Here is a 19,890-nt window from a genome sequence, read left to right as displayed (position 1 = left end):
CCATCGCGATGAAGTGCATCCTCATCGGACTGGCGGTGTTCGCGGCATCCATCGCGGCTCCCGCTGCCGCGCGCGAGGCAGTCGATGCCTCGAAGCCGCAGAGCCTTGCGGTGACTGTCTATCGCGACCCCGGCCGGGACGAGGACGGCCGGATGAACCGCGACTGGCCCGAAGGCTTTGCCATGATCAGCGAGGTGCGGACCGTCACTCTGCCCAAGGGCGTCTCGACCATCCGTTTTACGGGCGTTGCCGAAGGCATGGTCGCCGTGAGCGCCATCGTCACTGGCCTGCCTGGGGGCACCATCGAGAAGAACCGCAATGCCGAACTGCTGAGCCCGGCGGCGCTGGTCGACCGCTCGCTCGGCAACCGTGTCACCATCACGCGGACCGATCCGGCCACTGGTATCGCGCGCTCCGAAGATGCCATTGTCAGGACGCGTGCGGATGGCGGCCTCGTGCTGCAGACGCAGCAGGGGTACGAAGCGGTGCGCTGTTCGGGCCTACCGGAAAAGCTCGTTTTCGATCGCGTGCCGTCCGGACTTTCCTCGGATCCCGTGTTCTCTATCGATACGCGCAGCGAGGAGGGGGGCACCTACACGGTAACGCTGTCCTACCTTGCATGGGGTTTCGACTGGGAGGCGAACTACGTCGCGCGTCTCCAAGAAGCGAAGCGCGACGGCACGCTGCGAATGGAGCTGCTGTCCTGGCTCACCATCCTCAACGACAACAACCAGAGCTTTCCCGATGCCGATCTGATGGCGGTGGCAGGCACGCTCAATATCGAGAGCGACTTCGACGAATTGTCGGAAGAGCCGATGGCCAATCCCTTGCGGCTGACCTGCTATCCTTTCGGCAGCACGGCGCGCGGGAGTCCGGTCGCCTATCCGCCACCGCCACCGCCACCTCCACCACCGCCTTCGCCCGCGATGATGTACGACAGCGCGAATTCGATCGTCGTTACCGGCGCGCGGGTGCTGAAGGTCTCAGCGGAAGCAGCCGCGCCCGTCGCGGTAATCGCTGCCGAGGAGGCGCTGGGCGACCTCAAGCTGTATCGCATTCCCGAACCGGTCACCGTGTCCGCGCAGGGCCAGAAGCAGGTCGCCTTCCTCGAGAAGGACGCGGTCGAGGCCCGCTTCGTTTACCGGGTCTCTTGCGACTACGGTGAGGTCGATGCCTTTGACGAGGTCGAGTATTTCGATCCCGTCCCGATGCTGCTGGTGACCGCCAACGAGGACGCGAAGGGGCTGGGCCAGTCGCTGCCGATGGGCGGAATGGCGATCTACGAGACGACTGCAGCAGGCGACCTGCTGGTCGCCGAAACCCGGCTGCGGGATTTCGCCCTGTCGGAAGATATCGAGCTGGAGCTCGGGGCGAGCTCGCAGGTCTTCGCCCAGTGCGGCCATGTGGACGACGACGAGCTCGACGATGAAAAGCGCTGGGTCCGCAAGCGGGCGCAGGTATCCAATGCCAATGATGCACCGGTGACCGTCAGGCTCGATCTCGGGATGGCCGGCTACACCAGGTTGCGCAATCTTTCGGGCACGAAGATCAAGGACGGGCGCGTGATCTACGAGTTCGAAGTGCCCGCGAATTCACGCCGTGCGGTGCGTTTCCGGGAGCGCCAGGACTAGTTCGGCAAAAAAATTGCGTTCCACTCTTGTTCTTGTGGAACAAAGGCAGTACACCCTGTTGTGTTGAAGAGTCACGAACGGCTCTGGAAATACGAAAGGGGTATGTGTCATGGCGGCCAGTCTGAAGCTCGTGGAAGGAAAACAAGTGGACGCAGATCGCCAGAAGGCATTGGACGCAGCTCTCGCGCAGATCGATCGCGCATTCGGTAAAGGCTCGGCGATGAAGCTGGGCCAGAAGGAAGCCATGAACGTGGAGGTCATCTCCACCGGTTCGCTCGGCCTCGACATCGCACTCGGTGTTGGCGGCCTCCCGAAAGGCCGCGTGATCGAAGTGTACGGCCCGGAAAGCTCGGGCAAGACGACGCTCGCGCTGCATGTCATCGCCGAAGCGCAGAAGGCCGGCGGCACTGCCGCTTTCGTCGACGCCGAACATGCCCTCGACCCCGTTTACGCCAAGAAGCTTGGCGTCGACATCGACGAACTGATCGTCTCGCAGCCCGATACCGGCGAACAGGCGCTGGAAATCACCGACACGCTGGTCCGCTCGAACGCGATCGACGTGCTGGTGGTCGACTCGGTCGCAGCCCTCGTGCCGCGCGCCGAAATCGAAGGCGAGATGGGTGACAGCCACGTCGGCCTCCAGGCCCGCCTCATGTCCCAGTCGCTGCGCAAGCTGACCGGTTCGATCAACCGCTCCAAGTGCATGGTGATCTTCATCAACCAGCTGCGCATGAAGATCGGCGTGATGTACGGCAATCCGGAAACCACGACGGGCGGCAATGCCCTCAAGTTCTATGCATCGGTCCGTCTCGACATTCGTCGCACCGGCCAGATCAAGGACCGCGACGATATCATCGGCAACTCGACCCGCGTGAAGGTGGTCAAGAACAAGGTTGCCCCTCCGTTCAAGCAGGTCGAATTCGACATCATGTACGGCGAAGGCATTTCCAAGATCGGCGAGATCCTCGATCTCGGCGTGAAGGCCGGCGTTGTCGAGAAGTCGGGTAGCTGGTTCAGCTACGACAGCGTTCGCATCGGCCAGGGCCGCGAGAACGCGAAGACCTTCCTGAAGGAAAACCCCGAGATGTGTGCCAAGTTGGAAGCCGCCATTCGCGGCAAAACCGACGAGGTCGCCGAGGAAATGATGACGGGTCCGGACGCGGACGACTGATCATCACTCCTCGAAGCGGGAGCGCGGGCGGCGCTTCAACCCCTGCCGCCAGCAAGCCGGACTGTCCCCCGGTGCTCCCGATGAAACGGAAAGCCGGTGCGCGCGCCCATTCCATGGCTGCCGCACCGGCTTTTCCGTATCCGCCTATGGTAATGGACCTGCCACGGGCGTAGGCAGGCTGCCGTAACCAGCAGGAGCAGTGCATGACCATCATCGTCCACCATCTCAACAACAGCCGTTCGCAGCGCATCCTCTGGCTGCTCGAGGAACTGGGAGCGGATTATGAGATCAAGGCCTACCAGCGCGATGCGGAAACCAATCTCGCCCCGCCGGAACTCAAGGGCGTGCATCCCCTGGGCAAGTCCCCGGTTATCGAGGACGACGGGCGGATGGTCTCCGAAAGCGGTGCGATCATCGAATATCTCTGCGCACTGCACGGCGGCGAGGCTTGGCTTCCTGCGCAGGGATCGGATGAGTGGGTGGACCATCTGGAATGGATGCAGTTCGGGGAAAGCTCCTTCTTCGTGCCGGTCATGCTCAAGATATATGCGGGCCGTCTGGGTGAAGCGGCAGCACCGCTCATGCCCCGCGTGGACGAACAGCTGGCCGCACACATCGATTTCGCGGAGCAGAATATCTCCGATGACCTGCACTTCGTCGGCAACGGCTGGAGTGCAGCGGACGTGATGATGAGCTTCCCCGCGGAAATCGCGGTCATGCAGGGATATGCTGATCGAGCACCCAAGCTCGCGCGCTTCGTGGAAGCCGTGCATGCACGCCCGGCCTGGCAGCGTGCCCGTGAACGCGGCGGAGCCTATTTCGTCTGGTAAATCCGGGCTGCGGGAGCGGCCTTGCCATGCGAGGGCCCTAACCTTTACAGGGCCCTCGACCAAACGGCCCGGGCCGTCGCTTTCAATACAGGTAACAAGATGAAGATCGCAGTTTTCGGCCTCGGCTATGTTGGGCTGTCCAACGCCATCATGCTCTCCCAGCACAACACAGTCGTTGGCTGCGATGTTTCTTCCGATCGCGTGGCCATGCTCCGGGATGGCACGTCGCCGATCCAGGACGCGCTGGTGCAGCAGTACCTTGCAGAAGCCGACCTCGACCTGACCTTCACGACCGATTTTGCCGAAACCGTCGCAGGGGCGGAGTTCGCCATCGTCGCCGTACCGACCAATTATGATGTCGATACCAATTTCTTCGACACATCCGCAGTCGATTCCGTGATCGAAAACGTGCTTGCGGCGAACGACCGGACGGTCATCGTGATCAAGTCGACCATTCCGGTGGGTTACGTTTCCTCTGCGCGGCAGCGCTTCGGCAGCGACCGGATCATGTTCAGCCCCGAATTCCTGCGCGAAGGGCAGGCGCTGCACGACAATCTCCATCCTTCGCGGATCATCGTGGGTGAACGTTCGGAGCGCGGCCAGCGTTTTGCCGACCTTCTTCTCCAGCCTGCGCTCGACGACGATGTGCCGATCCTGCTGACCGATGCCGACGAGGCCGAGGCGATCAAGCTCTTCGCCAACACCTACCTTGCCATGCGTGTCGCCTTCTTCAACGAGCTCGACAGCTATGCCCTGTCCCGCGGCCTCGACACGCGCCAGATCATCGAGGGCATCGGGCACGATCCGCGCATCGGTTCGCATTACAACAATCCCTCCTTCGGCTACGGCGGCTACTGCCTGCCCAAGGACACGAAGCAGCTCCTCGCCAATTACAGCGAGGTGCCGCAGAACCTGATCCGCGCGATCGTCGATGCAAACCGGACCCGGAAAGATTTCCTCGCCGACCGCATTATCGAGAAGAACCCGGCGAAAGTCGGCGTTTTCCGGCTCGTGATGAAGGCCGGATCCGACAATTTCCGCCAGTCCTCGATCCAGGGCATCATGAAGCGGATCAAGGCCAAGGGTATCGAGGTCATCGTCTACGAACCCGTGATGGAGGAAGACAGCTTCTTCGGCTCGCGTGTTGAACGCGACTTGGCGCGGTTCAAGGCCGATTGCGATGTCATCATCGCCAACCGCCTCGATCCCGAACTGGCCGACGTCAGCGAGAAAGTCTTCACCCGCGATCTGTTCGGAGCGGATTGATGGGTGAACAGCGCACGGCGCTCGTCACGGGTGCTGCCGGTTTCATCGGCTATTTCACCTGCAAACGCCTGCTGGCCGACGGTTTCACAGTCGTCGGCATCGATTCCCTCAGCGACTATTACGACCCGCAGCTCAAGCGCCGGCGGCAGGCCGAACTGCTGCAGAACGCAGCCTTCCGGATCGAGAACGAGCCGATCGAGACGCCCGGCCTGCTGATGCAGTTGTTTGCCGACGAGAAGCCGGATGTGGTGATCCACCTCGCCGCGCAGGCAGGTGTGCGCTACTCGATCGAGAACCCCCGCTCGTACCTAGAAAGCAATCTGGTCGGCACATTCGAGCTGCTCGAAGCGGCACGCGCACACCCGCCGCAGCACATGCTGCTCGCCTCGACGTCCTCGGCCTACGGGGCGAACGAGGAGATGCCCTATCGCGAGACGATGAAGACGGACCACCAGATGTCCTTTTATGCGGCGACCAAGAAGGCGAACGAGGCGATGGCGCATTCCTACGCCCACCTGTTCGACCTGCCGGTCACCATGTTCCGCTTCTTCACCGTGTATGGTCCGTGGGGCCGCCCGGACATGGCGCTGTTCAAGTTCACCAAGGCGATGCTGAACGGCGATCCGATCGACGTGTACAATCACGGCGAGATGATGCGCGATTTCACTTATGTGGAAGACCTCGTGGAAGCGATCCGCCGCCTGATCGACACTCCGCCGGTGCGCCCCGAAAGCCGGGAAGACATCGCGGAAGGCGACAGCCTTTCCCCCGTCGCTCCGTGGCGGGTCGTCAACATCGGCAATTCGCAGCCGGTCCAGCTAGGCGATATGATCGCTTCGGTCGAGGACGCACTGGGTATCGAGGCGAAGCGGAATCTCATGCCGATGCAGCCGGGCGATGTCCCTGCGACATGGGCCGATGCGGAGCTCCTGAAATCGCTCACCGGCTATGTACCGCAAACCGATATCAGGGAAGGCGTCCGCCGCTTCACCGACTGGTATCGCGATTACTACCGGGTCTAGGCGATGACGGACCGGTCGGACTGGGAAGGGCGCGTCGGGCGCAGCTGGGCCGATGAATGGCGCCGGACCGACCGCAGCTTCGGCGTTCTGACGGACAGGCTGGTCGAGGTTGCTGACCGGGAGGCGTTCAGCCTTGCGCTTGATATCGGCTGCGGGGCCGGGGAAACCTCGCTCCGTCTTGCCGATGCCCGCCGAGAAGCGCGCGTGCTCGGCATCGATATCAGCGAAGACCTGCTGGCCATGGCGCGCGAGCGGGTCGGCGATCGTGCCAATGTCGAATTCCGGTTTGCAGATGCCTCGAAGTGGGCGGCGCGCGGGCAGGATCGGCCCGATCTCGTCCTGTCGCGCCACGGTGTGATGTTCTTCGGCCAGCCGAAAGCAGCCTTCGCGCAAATCCGGTCGCAGGCCGAAGAGGGATGCCGATTGGCCTTTTCGTGCTTCCGGGCACAATCCGAGAACGAATGGGCGATGAAACTCGCAGGCGTGGCGTCGGCAGAAGCATCGCCGCCTTCCGACCCCCGTGCGCCCGGTCCCTTCGCCTTTGGCGATGCGGAATACGTGGAGCAGCTTCTTTCGTCCGCGGGCTGGCGCGACGTGGATTTGGAAGCGGTCGATTATCCCATGATTGCGGGCGAGGGGGTCGATGCGGTCGAGGATGCGCTGTCCTACTTCCTCCGCATCGGCCCTGCCGCGGGAGCGATTGCAGCCCTTGATGGTGAACAGCGCGCTGCCGCGATCGAGCGCCTGCGCGAATTGCTGGCCGCGAATTTCGACGGTGAACGGGTGGCGCTTCCCGCCTCCAGCTGGATCGTGACCGCCCGCGCCTGAACTGATCGCAGGCTCTGCACAGTCTGAACGGGCATTCGCGCTTGTCGGCTGCGCGCCGATTGCCTAACTGCGCTCCCATGACGTCGACCAACGAAATCCGCCGCTCTTTCCTCGATTATTTCGCTGCCAACGGGCATGCGGAGATCCAGAGCGCGCCGCTCGTCCCCTTCAGCGATCCCACGCTGATGTTCGTGAACGCAGGGATGGTGCCGTTCAAGAACGCCTTCACGGGCCTCGAAACGCCGCCTGCTCCCCGTGCGACCACTGCGCAGAAGTGCGTGCGTGCCGGCGGCAAGCACAACGATCTCGACAATGTCGGCTACACGGCGCGGCACCACACCTTCTTCGAGATGCTCGGCAATTTCTCGTTCGGCGATTACTTCAAGGAACAGGCGATCGATCACGCCTGGACCCTGCTGACCAAGGAATGGGGGCTGGACAAGGACCGGCTGCTGGTCACCGTCTACCACACCGACGACGAAGCCTTCGACCTGTGGAAGAAGCGCACCGGCTTTGCCGACGACCGCATCATCCGCATCCCGACCAAGGACAATTTCTGGGCCATGGGCTCGGACGGTCCGTGCGGGCCGTGTTCGGAAATCTTCTATGATCACGGCGATAACATCTGGGGCGGCCCTCCCGGATCGCCGGAAGAGGACGGTGATCGTTTCGTCGAGATCTGGAACCTCGTTTTCATGCAGTTCACGCAGGAAAATGACGAAATCGTCGGCGACCTGCCCAAGCCCAGCATCGATACCGGCATGGGGATCGAGCGCGTGGCCGCCGTCATGCAGGGCGTGCACGACAATTACGAAACCGACACATTCAAGGCGCTGATCGGCGCGAGTGAAGCGCTCACCGGCGTGAAGGCTGAAGGCGACCAGCAGGCCAGCCACCGCGTGATCGCGGACCACCTGCGCTCCACCAGCTTCCTGCTGGCCGACGGCGTCCTGCCGTCCAACGAAGGGCGCGGCTATGTCCTGCGCCGTATCATGCGCCGCGCCATGCGCCACGCCCACCTGCTCGGCGCGAGCCAGCCACTGATGCACCGCCTCGTGCCCGAACTGGTGAGCGAGATGGGCGCGGCCTATCCCGAACTCGTCCGCGGTCAGGCGCTGATCCAGGAAGTGCTGGAGCGCGAGGAAACGCAGTTCCGCCGTACGCTCGACAAGGGGCTAAAGCTGCTCGACGAGGCGACGGGCGATATGGGCGAGGGTGGCACGCTCGACGGCGAGACTGCCTTCAAGCTCTACGACACCTATGGCTTCCCCTACGACCTCACCGAAGACGCGCTGCGCAATCGCGGTATCGGCGTCGACAAGGCCGGCTTCGATGCCGCCATGGCGAAGCAGAAGGCGGCTGCCCGTGCTGCCTGGAAGGGTTCGGGCGAAGCCGCGAGCGAGGAAGTCTGGTTCGACATCGCCGAGCGCGAAGGCTCGACGGAATTCACCGGCTACAGCTCCGACACGGGCGAGGCCGCGGTGGTCGCGCTGGTCAAGGATGGGCAGGAAGTCGCCAGCGCTGCTGCGGGCGATGAGCTGATCGTCCTCACCAACCAGACGCCGTTCTATGGCGAAAGCGGTGGCCAGACCGGCGATGCCGGCCGCATCTGGACGCCCGAAGGCCTCGAGATCACTGTCAGCACGACCAACAAGCCGCTCGGCCGCCTGCACGCGCATGTCGCGAAGGTGGAAAAGGGCAGCGTAAAGGTCGGCGATGCGGTGCATCTGGAAATCGATGCCGATCGCCGTGACCGCATTCGCGCGAACCATTCGGCGACGCACCTTGTCCATGCAGCGCTGCGCAACCGGCTCGGCGACCATGTGACGCAGAAGGGTTCGCTCGTGTCCGACGACCGTTTCCGCTTCGACTTCTCGCATCCCAAGCCGCTTGCGGACGAGGACATTGCGGCGATCGAGGCCGAGGTGAACGCTGAAATCCGCGCCAACGAAAGCGTCGGCACGCGCCTCATGTCGCCCGACGATGCGGTGGCGGCGGGCGCGCTCGCGCTGTTCGGCGAGAAATATGGCGACGAGGTTCGCGTCCTGTCGATGGGCCGCAAGGCCGACGGCGGCAAGAACTACTCGGTAGAACTGTGCGGCGGCACCCATGTTGAGGCAACGGGCGATATCGGCCTTTTCAAGATCGTGTCGGAAAGCGCGGTCAGTTCCGGCGTGCGCCGTATCGAGGCGCTGACCGGAGAAGCTGCGCGTCAGTGGCTGCTCGCCCGCGACGAGGCCGTGCGCGTCATTGCCGGTGCGCTCAAGACCTCGCCGGACGAGGCGGCCGCGCGCGTGTCGGCACTGGTAGAGGAGCGCAAGCGCCTCGAAAAGGAACTCGCCGAAGCCAAGCGCGCTCTCGCGCTGGGCGGCGGCAGTAGCGGCGATGCAGGGCCGGCCGACGAAGAGATCGGCGGCGTTGCATTTTCCGGCCAGGTGATCGAGGGCCTCAATCCCAAGGACCTGCGCCCGCTCCTCGACGAGGCGAAGAAGCGCCTCGGCTCGGGCGTCGCTGCAATCTGCGCTGTCAACGAGGGCAAGGGCGCCTTCGCGGTTGCCGTGACCGACGACCTCACCTCTCGCTTCAGTGCGGTCGATTTCGTTCGCGTTGGAGTCGAGGCGCTCGGCGGTAAGGGCGGTGGTGGCCGTCCGGACATGGCGCAGGGCGGTGGTCCGGACGGTTCGAAGGCCGAGGACGCGATTGCCGCGGTGCGAGAGGTGCTGGCCAAAGAAAACGCCTGACGGTTACCCCCAGGCGTTTTCTATCTCAGTCGGTTCAGGCGGCGGGCGTCTTCTTGGTGATGCCGCTGGAGCCCTGCTCGATATCATAGCCTTCCGTGTCCCCCGGTTTGCCGCGAAGCTGGTCGGGCGCCTGGTCCTTGAGGGGATCGGCCACGTTCTGCGGCTTGAATTTCTCGCTGTTCGGCGTGGGCTGGGTCGGGTCGGGGTTGCTCACAAGAATTATCTCCTTTCCCGATTAACGCACGGAAAAGGCAAAGGTTCTTGGAAAGTCAGCCTTCCGCCGTGCTCGACCTCAGCTTCGGCTTGTAGGTCAGCGCCCCATCCTCCTCGATCCGCGCGCGGAATTCGTCGCGCTTCTCGTGGATGGAAGCTATCACCGGCCCCATGGCGACGCCGATGTCTACAAGCACCGCCTCGGAAAGCTGCAGCGTCGCCTCCAGCGTTTCGGGCACGGCATGGCTGGCACCTGCACGGTAAAGCTCCGATGCATGGGCGATGTCTCGGGCACGCGCGACGATCAGCAGGTCCGGGTGCTCTGCACGAAGTTTCGCCACTAGGCGCTGGGCCAGCACAGGCTCGTCCATGGTGAGGACGACCGCCAGCGCATTGTCGACGCCCAACCTCCTGAGCGCATCCCCTCGGGCGGCATCGCCGAAGGTCGCCCGATAGCCCTTGCGCTTGGCGTTCTCGATCATATCGGCATCGGAATCGATCGCGACATAGGGCTTGTCATGTGCGTCAAGCATCTGGGCGATCAGGCGGCCGACGCGGCCTGCGCCCACGATAATGACGCGCGGTTCACCCTCGTCTTCGGGCGGCAGTTCGGGGGCGGGTTCGATACGGCGGGCAACCATGCGACCGAGTCTTGCCAGCAGGGGCGTGATGGTGAGGCCGATTGCCGTCACGATCTGCCAGAACTGCGCCGTGCCGGGCTGGATGAGCAGCGCGCTGCTCGCCGCCGCCAGCACGATCAGCGTCGTTTCCGAAGGACTTGCCATCAGGATGCCGGTTTCCGCGGCCGTGCTGCGCCGCGCACCCATCAGGCGAAGGAGGACGCCGGTCAGCAGCGCCTTGAATACAAGCACGCCTACGACCGCGACGGCGATGATGCCGAGGTTTTCCCAGATGGTCCTGAGGTCGATGCTCATGCCCACGGTGATGAGGAAGATACCCAGCGCGAGGCCCTTGAACGGCTCCATGATTGTTTCGACCTCGCCGTGGTATTCCGTCTCGGCGATCAGCAGGCCCGCAATCAGCGCGCCCACGATGGGCGACAGGCCCACGGCTGCGGTGGCAAGGCTCGATCCGATCACCACCAGCAGGGCGGCGGCGAGGAAGAGTTCGGGGCTCTTGGTCCGGGCAGCCTGCGCGAACAGGCGGGGCAGGAGGATGCGGCCCGCGATCATCATGACCCCGATGACCAGCGCGCCCTGCCACAGGGTCTGCAGCAGGCCTTCCCAGCCGTCCGCCTGCGCATTGGGCGCCATTGCGCCAAGGACGAAGATGATCGGCACGATCATGATGTCCTCGAACAGCAGCATCGACAGCGCCGCGCGGCCCACAGGGCTGGAGCTGCCGGAAATCGGTAGGACGATGGCGGTGGACGAGAATGCCAGGGCAAAGCCCAGCGCCAATGCGCCGGTCCAGTACTGGCCCATCATCGCCAGTACTGCCGCAATGCAGATGCCGCCGATCATCAGTTCCATCGCGCCGAGGCCGAAGACCAGCTTGCGCAATTGCCACAAGCGCTTGAACGACAGCTCGAGGCCTATGGCGAACAGTAGCAGGATGATCCCGAACTCGGCAAATGGCTCCAGCGCCTCCGGATCGGATATCGTGAAATGTTCGAGCAATGGTCGCTCGTAGACCAATTGACCGAGCCCATAGGGGCCGACAAGAATCCCGATCAGGATAAAGCCGATAACGGGCGTGATGCGGAAGCGGGTAAAGACCGGAATGACCAGCCCGGCAGCGCCGAGGATCACCAGTGCGTCGGAAATTGCGGGAGAAGCCAGTTCGCCGGATGCCATGGGGGTGTCTTATGGGCTGAAACCCGCTCTGTCATCCGGTTAAGGCGAGATGGATCGAAGCTGTCGTCAGGCAGTTCATGATTTGCTCACATGAGAGACGTAGATTTCCTCCAACCAGGTCGCATCGTGAAGAAATACCCCTTCAGAACGTCCCTATCGAGGACCGGCGCCGCGATGAGCCTCGCGCTCATGCTGGCTGCGTGCGGCGGTGGAGGAGGAGGGCCGCCCGTCTCGGCTCCGAGGCCTGCGCCGACGCCCGCGCCGACACCAACACCGACTCCAACTCCAACTCCAACCCCCACGCCGACGCCCACTCCGCCACCTGGCGGGTTTGTCACCGCAGAATACGAGCGGTCGGACGGTCCCGCGTTCCACGGAGCGATTACCGCGTGGGAAGCCGGAGCCACTGGCACGGGCTCGGTTATCGCGGTGATCGACACGGGCATCGACAGCGACAGCCCGGAATTTGCAGGACGCATACACCCCGCATCGCAAGATGTTGCCGGTGACCGCGGTATCGAGGCCGAGGACGATCACGGTACCAATGTCAGCCTCGTTGCAGCAGCCGCACGCAACAACCAAGGCATCGTGGGTATCGCCTTCCAGGCCGATGTCCTTGCACTGCGTGCCGACTCGCCGGGGACCTGCGCCACCGACACTCCGGATGATCCTTCGCTCGGCTGCAGTTTTGCGAACCGCGATATCGCGCGCGGGATCGACGTGGCCGTGAATGCCGGTGCGACCGTGATCAACCTCTCGCTTGGGGGAGGGGCGCCCGGGCAGGCGGTGCTCGATGCGGTGGCCCGTGCATCGGCAGCGGGCGTCGTGATCATTGTCGCCTCCGGCAATTCGGGCGACGGGAGCGACCCCGATTTCGACAGGTTCCAGCCGCTGCCCTTTGCCTCCGCCATTCGCGATGCTGGCGGGAACAACGTCATCATCGTCGGCTCGGTCGATGAGAGCGGGGCGTTTTCTACCTTCGCCAATCCCGCGGGCGCGCAAGCGGACTTCTTTCTGACGGCACGCGGCGAACGCATCTGCTGCGTTTACGAGGATGGCCGGATATTCGTCGGCACGGATACTGACGGCGATTACGTGGTGCTCTTCTCCGGTACGAGCTTCGCAGCACCCCAGGTTTCTGGCGCGGTAGCGCTGCTCAAGCAGGCCTTCCCGAACCTGACGGGGGCGGAGATCGTCGAACTTTTGCTCGATAGTGCAAGGGACGGGGGTGATCTCGGCACCGATACGACCTTCGGACGCGGCATCCTCGACATTGCGCGGGCTTTCCAGCCAGCAGGCGCACTGTCCATTGCCGGAACACGGCTGGCGGTCGCCAGCGGCCAGCCGGTTGCTCTCGGCTCGCCCGCCATGGGCGATGCACTGTCCGGAAATGGCGGGGTGACCACTGTCGCGACGGACAAATACGACCGCGCCTACTCCGTCGACCTCGGTCGCGGGATGCGTGACGGGTTCGAGGACGGCGACCGGCTTAGGGCAGCGCTCGCACCCGGTGGCCGACTCGTGTCGGCCGGCAACGAGCGGCTCGCAATGGGCTTTACGGTTGCGGACCGGTCCGCCGGGAACAGCGGGTTGGAGCCGGTTGCCGAGCTGCTCCTCAGCAGGAACGAGGCTGAGGCGGCACGGGTTCTGGCCGGACGCATTGCAGCGCGCATCTCGCCGAAGCTGCAACTGGGGTTTGCCATCAGGGAAGGCAGCGACGGCCTTGCTGCACAGCTTGAGGGCAGCGATGCTCCGGCGTTCCTGGTTGCGGGGTCGGGTTCTGCCTCTCCGCTACAGGCGCGCGATATGCGCACGATTGCAGCGCGCTATGAAATCGACCCCAGCACCGGCCTCAGCTTTGCCATGGAGAGCGGCGATGTGTCGGTATCCTCCGAAGGCCCGCTGCCGGAACCCGCGCGCGTGCTGTTCGATCGCAACCGCTATGTCCGTGTAGGTGGACAGCTGGACCGCTCCTTCGGCAATTTGCGCGGATCGATGGCGCTGGACTGGATCCGCGAGGACAGCACGGTCCTTGGCGGCTGGTTCGGTGGGACGCTGGGCGGCGAGGGGGCTGAAACGGTCCTGCTGACCGGCACGCTGGGCTACGATATCGCACCGCAGTGGACGCTTGCCGGCACACTGCGCCGCGGTTGGACCATGGTCGATACGGCCGGGCTTATCGGCGCGAACTCGCGTCTTGCGACCGGCAGCTGGTCGATCAATCTCGACCGGCAGGGCGTCTTCAGTGCGCAAGACCGCCTCGCTTTCCGCCTCTCGCAACCGCTGAGAGTTGAGAACGGCGGCCTCAACCTGCGCCTTCCGGTGGGGTACGATTACGCCACCGAAAGCGCCGTGTTCGGCGACCGCCTGCTGTCGCTCACGCCTTCATCGCGCGAGATAGTGGGCGAAGCGCGCTGGAGCGGCCCGATGGGCTGGGGCTGGGGCGGAGCGTCGCTGTTCTACCGCAAGGACCCGTTCCACCGCGCAGACGCGAGGCCCGATTACGGGGCTGCCATCAGCTACCGCGCCACGTTCTGAGGCGTCAGCCGCCGCCCGGATGCTTTGGACCGAGCGGTTCGCGGCGCGGGCGGGGTTTGCCAGGGTGCTTGCCGTCCTCGTCCCACTCGATGCGATAGAGATCGAACCGGCGGTCGGCGAGGTTGCGCACCGTGCCTTCCGCGCGTGCCCATGACAGGTCGGCGAGGTTGATGTCGCTGATCGTCAGCGTTTCCACATTCTCGCTGGCTTCTGCCGCGATGCCGTCGCGGGCGAAGGGGAAGTCGCATGGCGTCAGGATGCAGCTCTGCGCGTACTGGATGTCCATATTGGCGACGTTGGGCAGATTGCCGACATTGCCCGACAGCACGACAAAGCACTGGTTCTCGATCGCACGCGCCTGGCCGCAATAGCGTACGCGCAGATAGCCCTGCCGGCTGTCTGTGCAGAAGGGCACGAAGATGATCCGCGCGCCTTCGTCGGCGAGGCGTCGGCTGAGTTCCGGGAATTCGCTGTCATAGCAAATCTGCACGCCGATCGGGCCGCAGTCCGTCTGGATGACCTCGACCTTGTCGCCGCCCTTGATGTTCCACCAGTACCGCTCGTTCGGGGTGGGGTGGATCTTCTCCTGCGCATGGACCGAACCGTCGCGCAGGCAGACGTAAGCGACATTGTGGATGTCGCCGTCTTCCATGCGGGTGGGGTGGCTGCCGGCGATGATGTTGATGTTGTAGCGCATCGCCATGTCGGAGATGTCGCTGCGCAGGCGCGGGGTGTATTCCGACAGGCGCTCGATAGCCTCTACTGGCGACAATTCCTTCTCCTCGAAGCTCAGCAGCATAAGCGTGAACAGTTCGGGAAAGACGATGAAGTCCGCTTCGTAATCGCTTGCAACATCGATGAAATATTCGATGGCCCGCATGAATTCGGCGTAGTCCGCCACCGCGCGAGCCTGCAGCTGGCAGGTGGCCACGCGCACGGCTTCCACGCCGCGGGGCAGGCGTTTCTTCACCGGCTGGTCGCGTTCCACGTAAGGATTGCGCCAGACCATCATGACCGCATTGGCCATGCTCGCCTTGTCTTCGGGCAGATAGCCTTCGATGATACGCTCGGGCTCGAAACCATTGGCGAGTTGGAAGCGCAGGACCGGGTCGTGCAGTTTCCCCTCGACCACCTTGTCGAGGTAATCCTGCGGGCCTTCGACTCTGCGGCGATAGCGGCGGTAATTCGGCATCCGCCCGGCAAAGACGATGCCGGTCAGGTCCTTCTCTTCCGCCAGCGCGCGGCGCTCTTCATAGAGGCGGCGCCCGATGCGCACGCCGCGCACCTTGGGATCGACGCACATCTCGTAGCCGTAGAGCCAGTCGCCCGTCGGGTCGTGGCGACTGCCGTAGCCGTTGCCAGTAATCTCGTCCCAGTCATGGTCCTGGAATGCGAGCGCCTCTGCTACCTGCATGGTGGCGCAATAGCCCACCACCTCGTCGTCGAGCAGGGCAACGAAACAGCCTTCGCGGAAATTGTTGATCTGGCCACGGATTTCGCCGTGCGTATAGGCGGGCATGTCCTCGTAGACCCGTCGGACAAGGTCGGCGATGCCGCGAATGTCCTTGATCTTGGCGTTACGCACCTCGAGCCGGCGCTGGCCGAATTTCTCGGAGGACTTGCGACGTACAGGCGGGCGTTTTTTCCTGACCGGAGTGCTGTTTGGCATCAATTTTCCGCGTTGAAGAGCTGTTCGACCGATCCGCCATTGCCAGCAAGAATGGCAGCGACGCGGCGGCGTCCATGGTAATAAGGCAAGGCGGGATGATCGGTTCCATCGCGCTCGAGCGCTGCGGCCTGCTCGTCGGACAGAGTGCTTTCGCCCGCGACGTAGTCGGAATACCCTTCCACCTTCCAGGTCGGGAAGGTCTGGGATTTCAGGATCCCGAACCGGCGCCGGATCAGGCCATGCGTGAATTCGTGCGCGAGGACGCTGCCGAGAGAGCGCTTCGCTCCCAGCGCAGGGATGGTCCCCTCTACGGGATCGGTCGCGTTGACTACCACGGCATCGGTCAGAGGTCGCGTGATGGCGAGCGCGCCGGACGAAGTGGTGGCAAGCCAATGCCAGCGCCATCCGCCGTCGGTGACGAAGATCGGCCGCTGTTCGTTCGCGGAAGCGAGCGGCGTGCTCGCCATTCTTTCCTTGACCGTGGAGACGCTGTGCCGGACCATGGCCGGATCGAGCGCGCGCTCCGAACGGATTGTGCCAATCTCGGTTTCTGTAGAGTAGGGAAAGGCCAGCAACTGCGGTGCGAGCAGTGGCGAGGCCAGTAGGAGGAGTGCGGCGCCGCTCAGCAACGACGCCGCACTCTTAAGGCCGGGGCGCTTCTTCAGGCCCAGTTGGCCATTTCCTTCTCGAGGTTCTCGACGATCGCCTCGAAGAACTGCTCGGTGGTCATCCAGCTCTGGTCCGGACCGATCAGCAGCGCGAGGTCCTTGGTCATCTTGCCGCTTTCGACGGTCCTGATGCAGACTTCCTCCAGCGTTTCGGCAAAGCGAACCACGTCGGGCGTATTGTCGAACTTGCCGCGGTACATGAGACCGCGGGTCCACGCGAAGATGCTGGCGATGGGGTTGGTCGAGGTCGCCTTGCCCTGCTGGTGCTGGCGATAGTGACGGGTAACGGTGCCGTGCGCGGCCTCCGCTTCCACGGTCTTGCCGTCCGGCGTCATCAGGACCGAGGTCATCAGGCCGAGCGAACCGAAGCCCTGCGCTACGATGTCCGACTGCACGTCGCCGTCGTAGTTCTTGCAGGCCCAGACGAACTTTCCGCTCCACTTGAGTGCCGCGGCGACCATGTCGTCGATCAGGCGGTGCTCGTAGAAGATGCCGTGCTTGTCGAATTCGGCCTTGAACTCGGCGTCGAAGACTTCCTGGAACAGGTCCTTGAAGCGGCCATCGTACTTCTTGAGGATGGTGTTCTTGGTCGACAGGTACACCGGCCACTTGCGATCAAGACCGTAAGCGAAGCTGGCGCGGGCAAAATCACGGATGCTGTCGTCGAGGTTGTACATCGCCATGGCGACGCCGGGGCTTTGGAACTCGAACACGTCGAGATCGATGTTCTCGCCGTTCTCGCCCTCGAAGACGAGGCGCAGCTTGCCGGCACCCGGGATCAGCGTGTCGGTGGCGCGGTACTGGTCACCGAAAGCATGGCGGCCGACGACGATGGGATCGGTCCAGCCGGGCACGAGGCGCGGCACGTTGTCGATCACGATAGGTTCGCGGAAGACCACGCCGCCAAGGATGTTGCGGATGGTGCCGTTGGGCGAACGCCACATGCTCTTGAGGTTGAATTCCTCGACGCGGGCTTCGTCCGGAGTGATCGTGGCGCACTTTACGCCGACGCCGTGTTCCTTGATCGCATTGGCCGCATCGACCGTGATCTGGTCGTCGGTCTCGTCGCGCTTCTCTATCGAGAGGTCGTAATACTTCAGGTCGATGTCGAGATACGGAAGGATGAGCCGCTCGCGGATCCACTTCCAGATGATCTTCGTCATTTCGTCGCCGTCGAGTTCGACGACCGGGTTGGCTACCTTGATCTTGGCCATGGGTTTCCTGTCAGTTCGAATGGATTTGCGGGCGCTTTAGCAGAGGTGGACGCAAGGGCAAGCTCACTGCTCGCAGCGACGTCGCCCGGCATCCGGTGCAGATGCATGCGAGCCGGATGCACGTGACCCCCCACTCAAGGAATACGGATAGGTATATGCCCAGAATGCAAGCAGTTGCCAATAAGCCTACCGGGCGTTACCAGACAGCCGCTTCCGAAATTGGCGGCAGCAAGTTATATGCTGGACGACACGGCGCGAATTCGGCTGCCGGACCGATTTCCTGCAAGACATATACTTATGAACGAGAACTCGACCATTACGTATTCGGCGCCAACCTCTTCGCCAACCACCGCGGAGCGCAGGGGCATTCACCCGCGCACGCGTATCTTGCAGAAATACCAACTGATCGTGGTCGATTTCGGTGCGATGATCGCGAGCATCATTGCCGCGCTCTGGCTGAACGGTTTGAGCGTCGAGCATCCGACCTTCAATGTGGCGGCAGGCTCCATCCCGGTCCTCTGGATTTGTGCGGCCTATTTCAGTGCCTACAGCAACTCTGCGCTGGTGAGCTATACCAGGTCGGTTTCCGGGTTTGCCCGAGGCCTCATCGCAGCCGTCAGCATCTGCCTTCTATTCCTGTTCGCGGTCAAGGCGACGAACCAGATCTCGCGCCTGAGCCTTTCGATGGGTCTATTCGGAGGAGCGATCATCGCCACGCTGTTCCGCGTCTACCTAGTCCGCAGAAATCGCAGGCGTACCGGAACGTTCGTCGATCGAGTGATCGTTTTCGAAGATGATGTGGCAATTCACCAGTCGAAGAATTTCAGCCATGTACCCGTGACCCACATCGACATCGAGCAGGCCCTCACGAATCCTGCTCAGCTAGAAGCGATCAGCCAGATGGTGGTCGGCATGGACCGTGTTGTAGTTTCGTGTTCGCGCGAGCGAAGGAACGAGTGGAGCAAGTTGCTGCGAGGGCTGGATGTGCAGGGCGAGATATTCGATCGGGCTCTCAACGAGATCGGGATCGTGGGCACCGCTGACCTGGAGGGCAAGCGAACCTTCGTGGTAACACCCAATGCCCTCAATCTGCGCCAGCAGCTGGTGAAGCGTCTGTTCGATATCGTCGTGGCCAGCGTGGCGATTTTCCTCCTGTCGCCCATCCTGTTGGCTGCCGCTATCGCAATCTTGATCGAGGATGGCCGCCCGGTACTGTTCCTTCAGAGGCGAACTGGGCAGGGCAACCGATCATTCAATATCTTCAAGTTCCGCTCGATGTCGCATGCCCTTAGGGACGATGCTGCGACCATGGTCACCAGCCGGAACGATCCCCGCGTGACCCGGGTCGGCAATTTCATCCGCAAGACTTCGATCGATGAACTGCCGCAGCTCTTCAATGTGCTGTTAGGCCATATGAGCGTGGTTGGCCCGCGGCCCCACGCTATCGTCGGTCGCGTGCAGGAACGGCTCTACTGGGATATCGATCCGCGGTATTGGGAGCGTCACAAGATCAAGCCCGGCATGACCGGATTGGCACAGGTACGGGGATTTCGGGGGGCAACACACGAGGAACGGCACCTGACCGACCGAGTGGCGGCCGACCTCGAGTACCTGGCCGATTGGTCGATCCTCAAGGATATCAGGATACTGTTCGCGACGCTTCGTGTCGTGGTGCACGATTCCGCCTATTGAGCGGTGTCGGACCTATTCTTCGATGAAGCGTTGGTCAGGAGCCTGGCCGGGTTCCCGACTGCTACCTGAGCTGCCGGAACGTCGCGCAGTACGACAGCATTTGCGCCGACCGACGCCCCCTGTCCGATAGTGATGCCACCGATGAGCGCTGCACCTGCGCCGATGTAGGCGAAATCCTCGATGACAGGCGTTTCCGGCTCTGTCATCGACCGGTTCCCCAGGGTTACATTCTGCAGCATCGTCACGTTCCGGCCGATCCTGCAGTTCGTCCCGATCACGATGCCGAAGGGATGGGGGACGTAAAAGCCTCCGTCGATTGTGGCGCTGATGGCGATTTCGGACGAGAAAGCCATCTCGAGCATGAAAATGAGGATGCGCGCCAGCGGCTTCCCGATCAGAGGAACGCGTCGAAGCAGTCTTGCGAACCGGTGCCAGAAGACGAAATGGAAACCTGGTCTGAGCAGCAATTGCCTGACGAAGAATCCTGGGCCTGGCTGCGCACCGCACCGTTTGGCCCAGAAGGCGATGTCCATCCCGACGCTTCGGCGGAAGCCATCCTGCCCGGCGTTCTTGTCAGCCTCGGTCATTTC

15 protein-coding genes are annotated in these 19,890 nt (G+C 63.1%); 9 read left to right on the top strand and 6 right to left on the bottom strand.

Translation table 11 applies throughout. From position 1 onward, the window contains the following. Positions 1-8 precede the first annotated feature (8 nt). The 7 genes from GRI42_RS05055 to alaS all read left to right on the top strand — a co-directional run bounded on the left by GRI42_RS05055 (position 9) and on the right by alaS (position 9,489). Complete coding sequence (locus GRI42_RS05055; protein WP_160607251.1) at positions 9-1,631, top strand: DUF4139 domain-containing protein; 1,623 nt, start codon at positions 9-11, stop codon at positions 1,629-1,631. Positions 1,632-1,740: 109 nt separating this feature from the next. Then, positions 1,741-2,802, top strand: coding sequence for a recombinase RecA (gene recA, locus GRI42_RS05050; RefSeq protein WP_160607250.1), 1,062 nt, complete (start codon positions 1,741-1,743; stop codon positions 2,800-2,802). Positions 2,803-3,005: 203 nt separating this feature from the next. Continuing rightward, positions 3,006-3,632, top strand: a complete 627-nt coding sequence (locus GRI42_RS05045) for a glutathione S-transferase family protein (protein ID WP_160607249.1) — start codon at positions 3,006-3,008, stop codon at positions 3,630-3,632. 99 nt (positions 3,633-3,731) lie between these two features. Then, the gene (locus GRI42_RS05040; protein ID WP_160607248.1) at positions 3,732-4,898 is read left to right on the top strand and encodes a nucleotide sugar dehydrogenase; all 1,167 of its coding nucleotides are present in this window, start codon (positions 3,732-3,734) and stop codon (positions 4,896-4,898) included. Beyond that, the gene (locus GRI42_RS05035) at positions 4,898-5,920 is read left to right on the top strand and encodes an NAD-dependent epimerase/dehydratase family protein (RefSeq protein ID WP_160607247.1); all 1,023 of its coding nucleotides are present in this window, start codon (positions 4,898-4,900) and stop codon (positions 5,918-5,920) included. Before GRI42_RS05040 ends, GRI42_RS05035 begins: the two co-directional genes overlap by 1 nt. A 3-nt stretch (positions 5,921-5,923) precedes the next feature. After that, the gene (locus GRI42_RS05030) at positions 5,924-6,748 is read left to right on the top strand and encodes a class I SAM-dependent methyltransferase (RefSeq protein WP_160607246.1); all 825 of its coding nucleotides are present in this window, start codon (positions 5,924-5,926) and stop codon (positions 6,746-6,748) included. Positions 6,749-6,825: 77 nt separating this feature from the next. Continuing rightward, complete coding sequence (gene alaS / locus GRI42_RS05025; RefSeq protein ID WP_160607245.1) at positions 6,826-9,489, top strand: alanine--tRNA ligase; 2,664 nt, start codon at positions 6,826-6,828, stop codon at positions 9,487-9,489. Positions 9,490-9,523: 34 nt separating this feature from the next. On the opposite strand, the gene GRI42_RS05020 is transcribed toward alaS, so the two are convergent. Both GRI42_RS05020 and GRI42_RS05015 read right to left on the bottom strand, forming a co-directional pair. After that, entirely contained in the window at positions 9,524-9,703 is a 180-nt protein-coding gene (locus tag GRI42_RS05020; protein WP_160607244.1) for a hypothetical protein, read from the bottom strand. A gap of 55 nt (positions 9,704-9,758) precedes the next feature. Further along, positions 9,759-11,519: a cation:proton antiporter domain-containing protein gene (locus GRI42_RS05015; RefSeq protein WP_160607243.1), complete on the bottom strand. Its 1,761-nt coding sequence runs from the start codon at positions 11,517-11,519 to the stop codon at positions 9,759-9,761. 174 nt (positions 11,520-11,693) lie between these two features. Here GRI42_RS05015 and GRI42_RS05010 point away from each other — a divergent pair, with 174 nt between their 5' ends. Next, positions 11,694-14,057, top strand: a complete 2,364-nt coding sequence (locus tag GRI42_RS05010) for a S8 family peptidase (RefSeq protein ID WP_160607242.1) — start codon at positions 11,694-11,696, stop codon at positions 14,055-14,057. A 4-nt stretch (positions 14,058-14,061) separates the two neighbouring features. On the opposite strand, the gene GRI42_RS05005 is transcribed toward GRI42_RS05010, so the two are convergent. The 3 genes from GRI42_RS05005 to GRI42_RS04995 are packed head-to-tail and all read right to left on the bottom strand — an operon-like array spanning position 14,062 to position 17,608. Beyond that, positions 14,062-15,726 (bottom strand): carbon-nitrogen hydrolase family protein, encoded by a 1,665-nt coding sequence (locus GRI42_RS05005; protein ID WP_160607241.1) that lies wholly within the window; start codon positions 15,724-15,726, stop codon positions 14,062-14,064. After that, positions 15,726-16,355 carry a hypothetical protein gene (locus tag GRI42_RS05000; protein ID WP_160607240.1) on the bottom strand — a complete coding sequence of 210 codons (630 nt, stop codon included), beginning with the start codon at positions 16,353-16,355 and terminating at the stop codon, positions 15,726-15,728. Before GRI42_RS05000 ends, GRI42_RS05005 begins: the two co-directional genes overlap by 1 nt. Before the next feature lie 32 nt (positions 16,356-16,387). Beyond that, the gene (locus GRI42_RS04995) at positions 16,388-17,608 is read right to left on the bottom strand and encodes an NADP-dependent isocitrate dehydrogenase (protein ID WP_160607239.1); all 1,221 of its coding nucleotides are present in this window, start codon (positions 17,606-17,608) and stop codon (positions 16,388-16,390) included. 297 nt (positions 17,609-17,905) lie between these two features. Between GRI42_RS04995 and GRI42_RS04990 the strand changes: the two genes are divergently transcribed. Beyond that, positions 17,906-19,300 (top strand): sugar transferase, encoded by a 1,395-nt coding sequence (locus GRI42_RS04990; protein ID WP_160607238.1) that lies wholly within the window; start codon positions 17,906-17,908, stop codon positions 19,298-19,300. Here the strand turns inward: GRI42_RS04990 and GRI42_RS04985 are convergent. Continuing rightward, positions 19,294-19,887 (bottom strand): serine O-acetyltransferase, encoded by a 594-nt coding sequence (locus GRI42_RS04985; protein ID WP_160607237.1) that lies wholly within the window; start codon positions 19,885-19,887, stop codon positions 19,294-19,296. The genes GRI42_RS04990 and GRI42_RS04985 overlap by 7 nt on opposite strands. Positions 19,888-19,890: the final 3 nt, after the last annotated feature.

This window comes from Qipengyuania gaetbuli, from assembly GCF_009827315.1.
Taxonomy (GTDB): domain Bacteria; phylum Pseudomonadota; class Alphaproteobacteria; order Sphingomonadales; family Sphingomonadaceae; genus Qipengyuania; species Qipengyuania gaetbuli.
This window is presented reverse-complemented; position numbering and strand designations above follow the sequence as displayed.

What these genes read in the sequence shown, in the direction of transcription:
- GRI42_RS05005 (WP_160607241.1), bottom strand. Translation starts at nt 15,726, where the DNA reads ATGCCAAACAGCACTCCGGTCAGGAAAAAACGCCCGCCTGTACGTCGC.
- GRI42_RS04990 (WP_160607238.1), top strand. Translation starts at nt 17,906, where the DNA reads ATGAACGAGAACTCGACCATTACGTATTCGGCGCCAACCTCTTCGCCA.
- GRI42_RS05040 (WP_160607248.1), top strand. Translation starts at nt 3,732, where the DNA reads ATGAAGATCGCAGTTTTCGGCCTCGGCTATGTTGGGCTGTCCAACGCC.
- alaS (WP_160607245.1), top strand. Translation starts at nt 6,826, where the DNA reads ATGACGTCGACCAACGAAATCCGCCGCTCTTTCCTCGATTATTTCGCT.
- GRI42_RS04995 (WP_160607239.1), bottom strand. Translation starts at nt 17,608, where the DNA reads ATGGCCAAGATCAAGGTAGCCAACCCGGTCGTCGAACTCGACGGCGAC.
- GRI42_RS05035 (WP_160607247.1), top strand. Translation starts at nt 4,898, where the DNA reads ATGGGTGAACAGCGCACGGCGCTCGTCACGGGTGCTGCCGGTTTCATC.
- GRI42_RS05015 (WP_160607243.1), bottom strand. Translation starts at nt 11,519, where the DNA reads ATGGCATCCGGCGAACTGGCTTCTCCCGCAATTTCCGACGCACTGGTG.
- recA (WP_160607250.1), top strand. Translation starts at nt 1,741, where the DNA reads ATGGCGGCCAGTCTGAAGCTCGTGGAAGGAAAACAAGTGGACGCAGAT.
- GRI42_RS04985 (WP_160607237.1), bottom strand. Translation starts at nt 19,887, where the DNA reads ATGACCGAGGCTGACAAGAACGCCGGGCAGGATGGCTTCCGCCGAAGC.
- GRI42_RS05010 (WP_160607242.1), top strand. Translation starts at nt 11,694, where the DNA reads ATGAGCCTCGCGCTCATGCTGGCTGCGTGCGGCGGTGGAGGAGGAGGG.
- GRI42_RS05055 (WP_160607251.1), top strand. Translation starts at nt 9, where the DNA reads ATGAAGTGCATCCTCATCGGACTGGCGGTGTTCGCGGCATCCATCGCG.
- GRI42_RS05030 (WP_160607246.1), top strand. Translation starts at nt 5,924, where the DNA reads ATGACGGACCGGTCGGACTGGGAAGGGCGCGTCGGGCGCAGCTGGGCC.
- GRI42_RS05045 (WP_160607249.1), top strand. Translation starts at nt 3,006, where the DNA reads ATGACCATCATCGTCCACCATCTCAACAACAGCCGTTCGCAGCGCATC.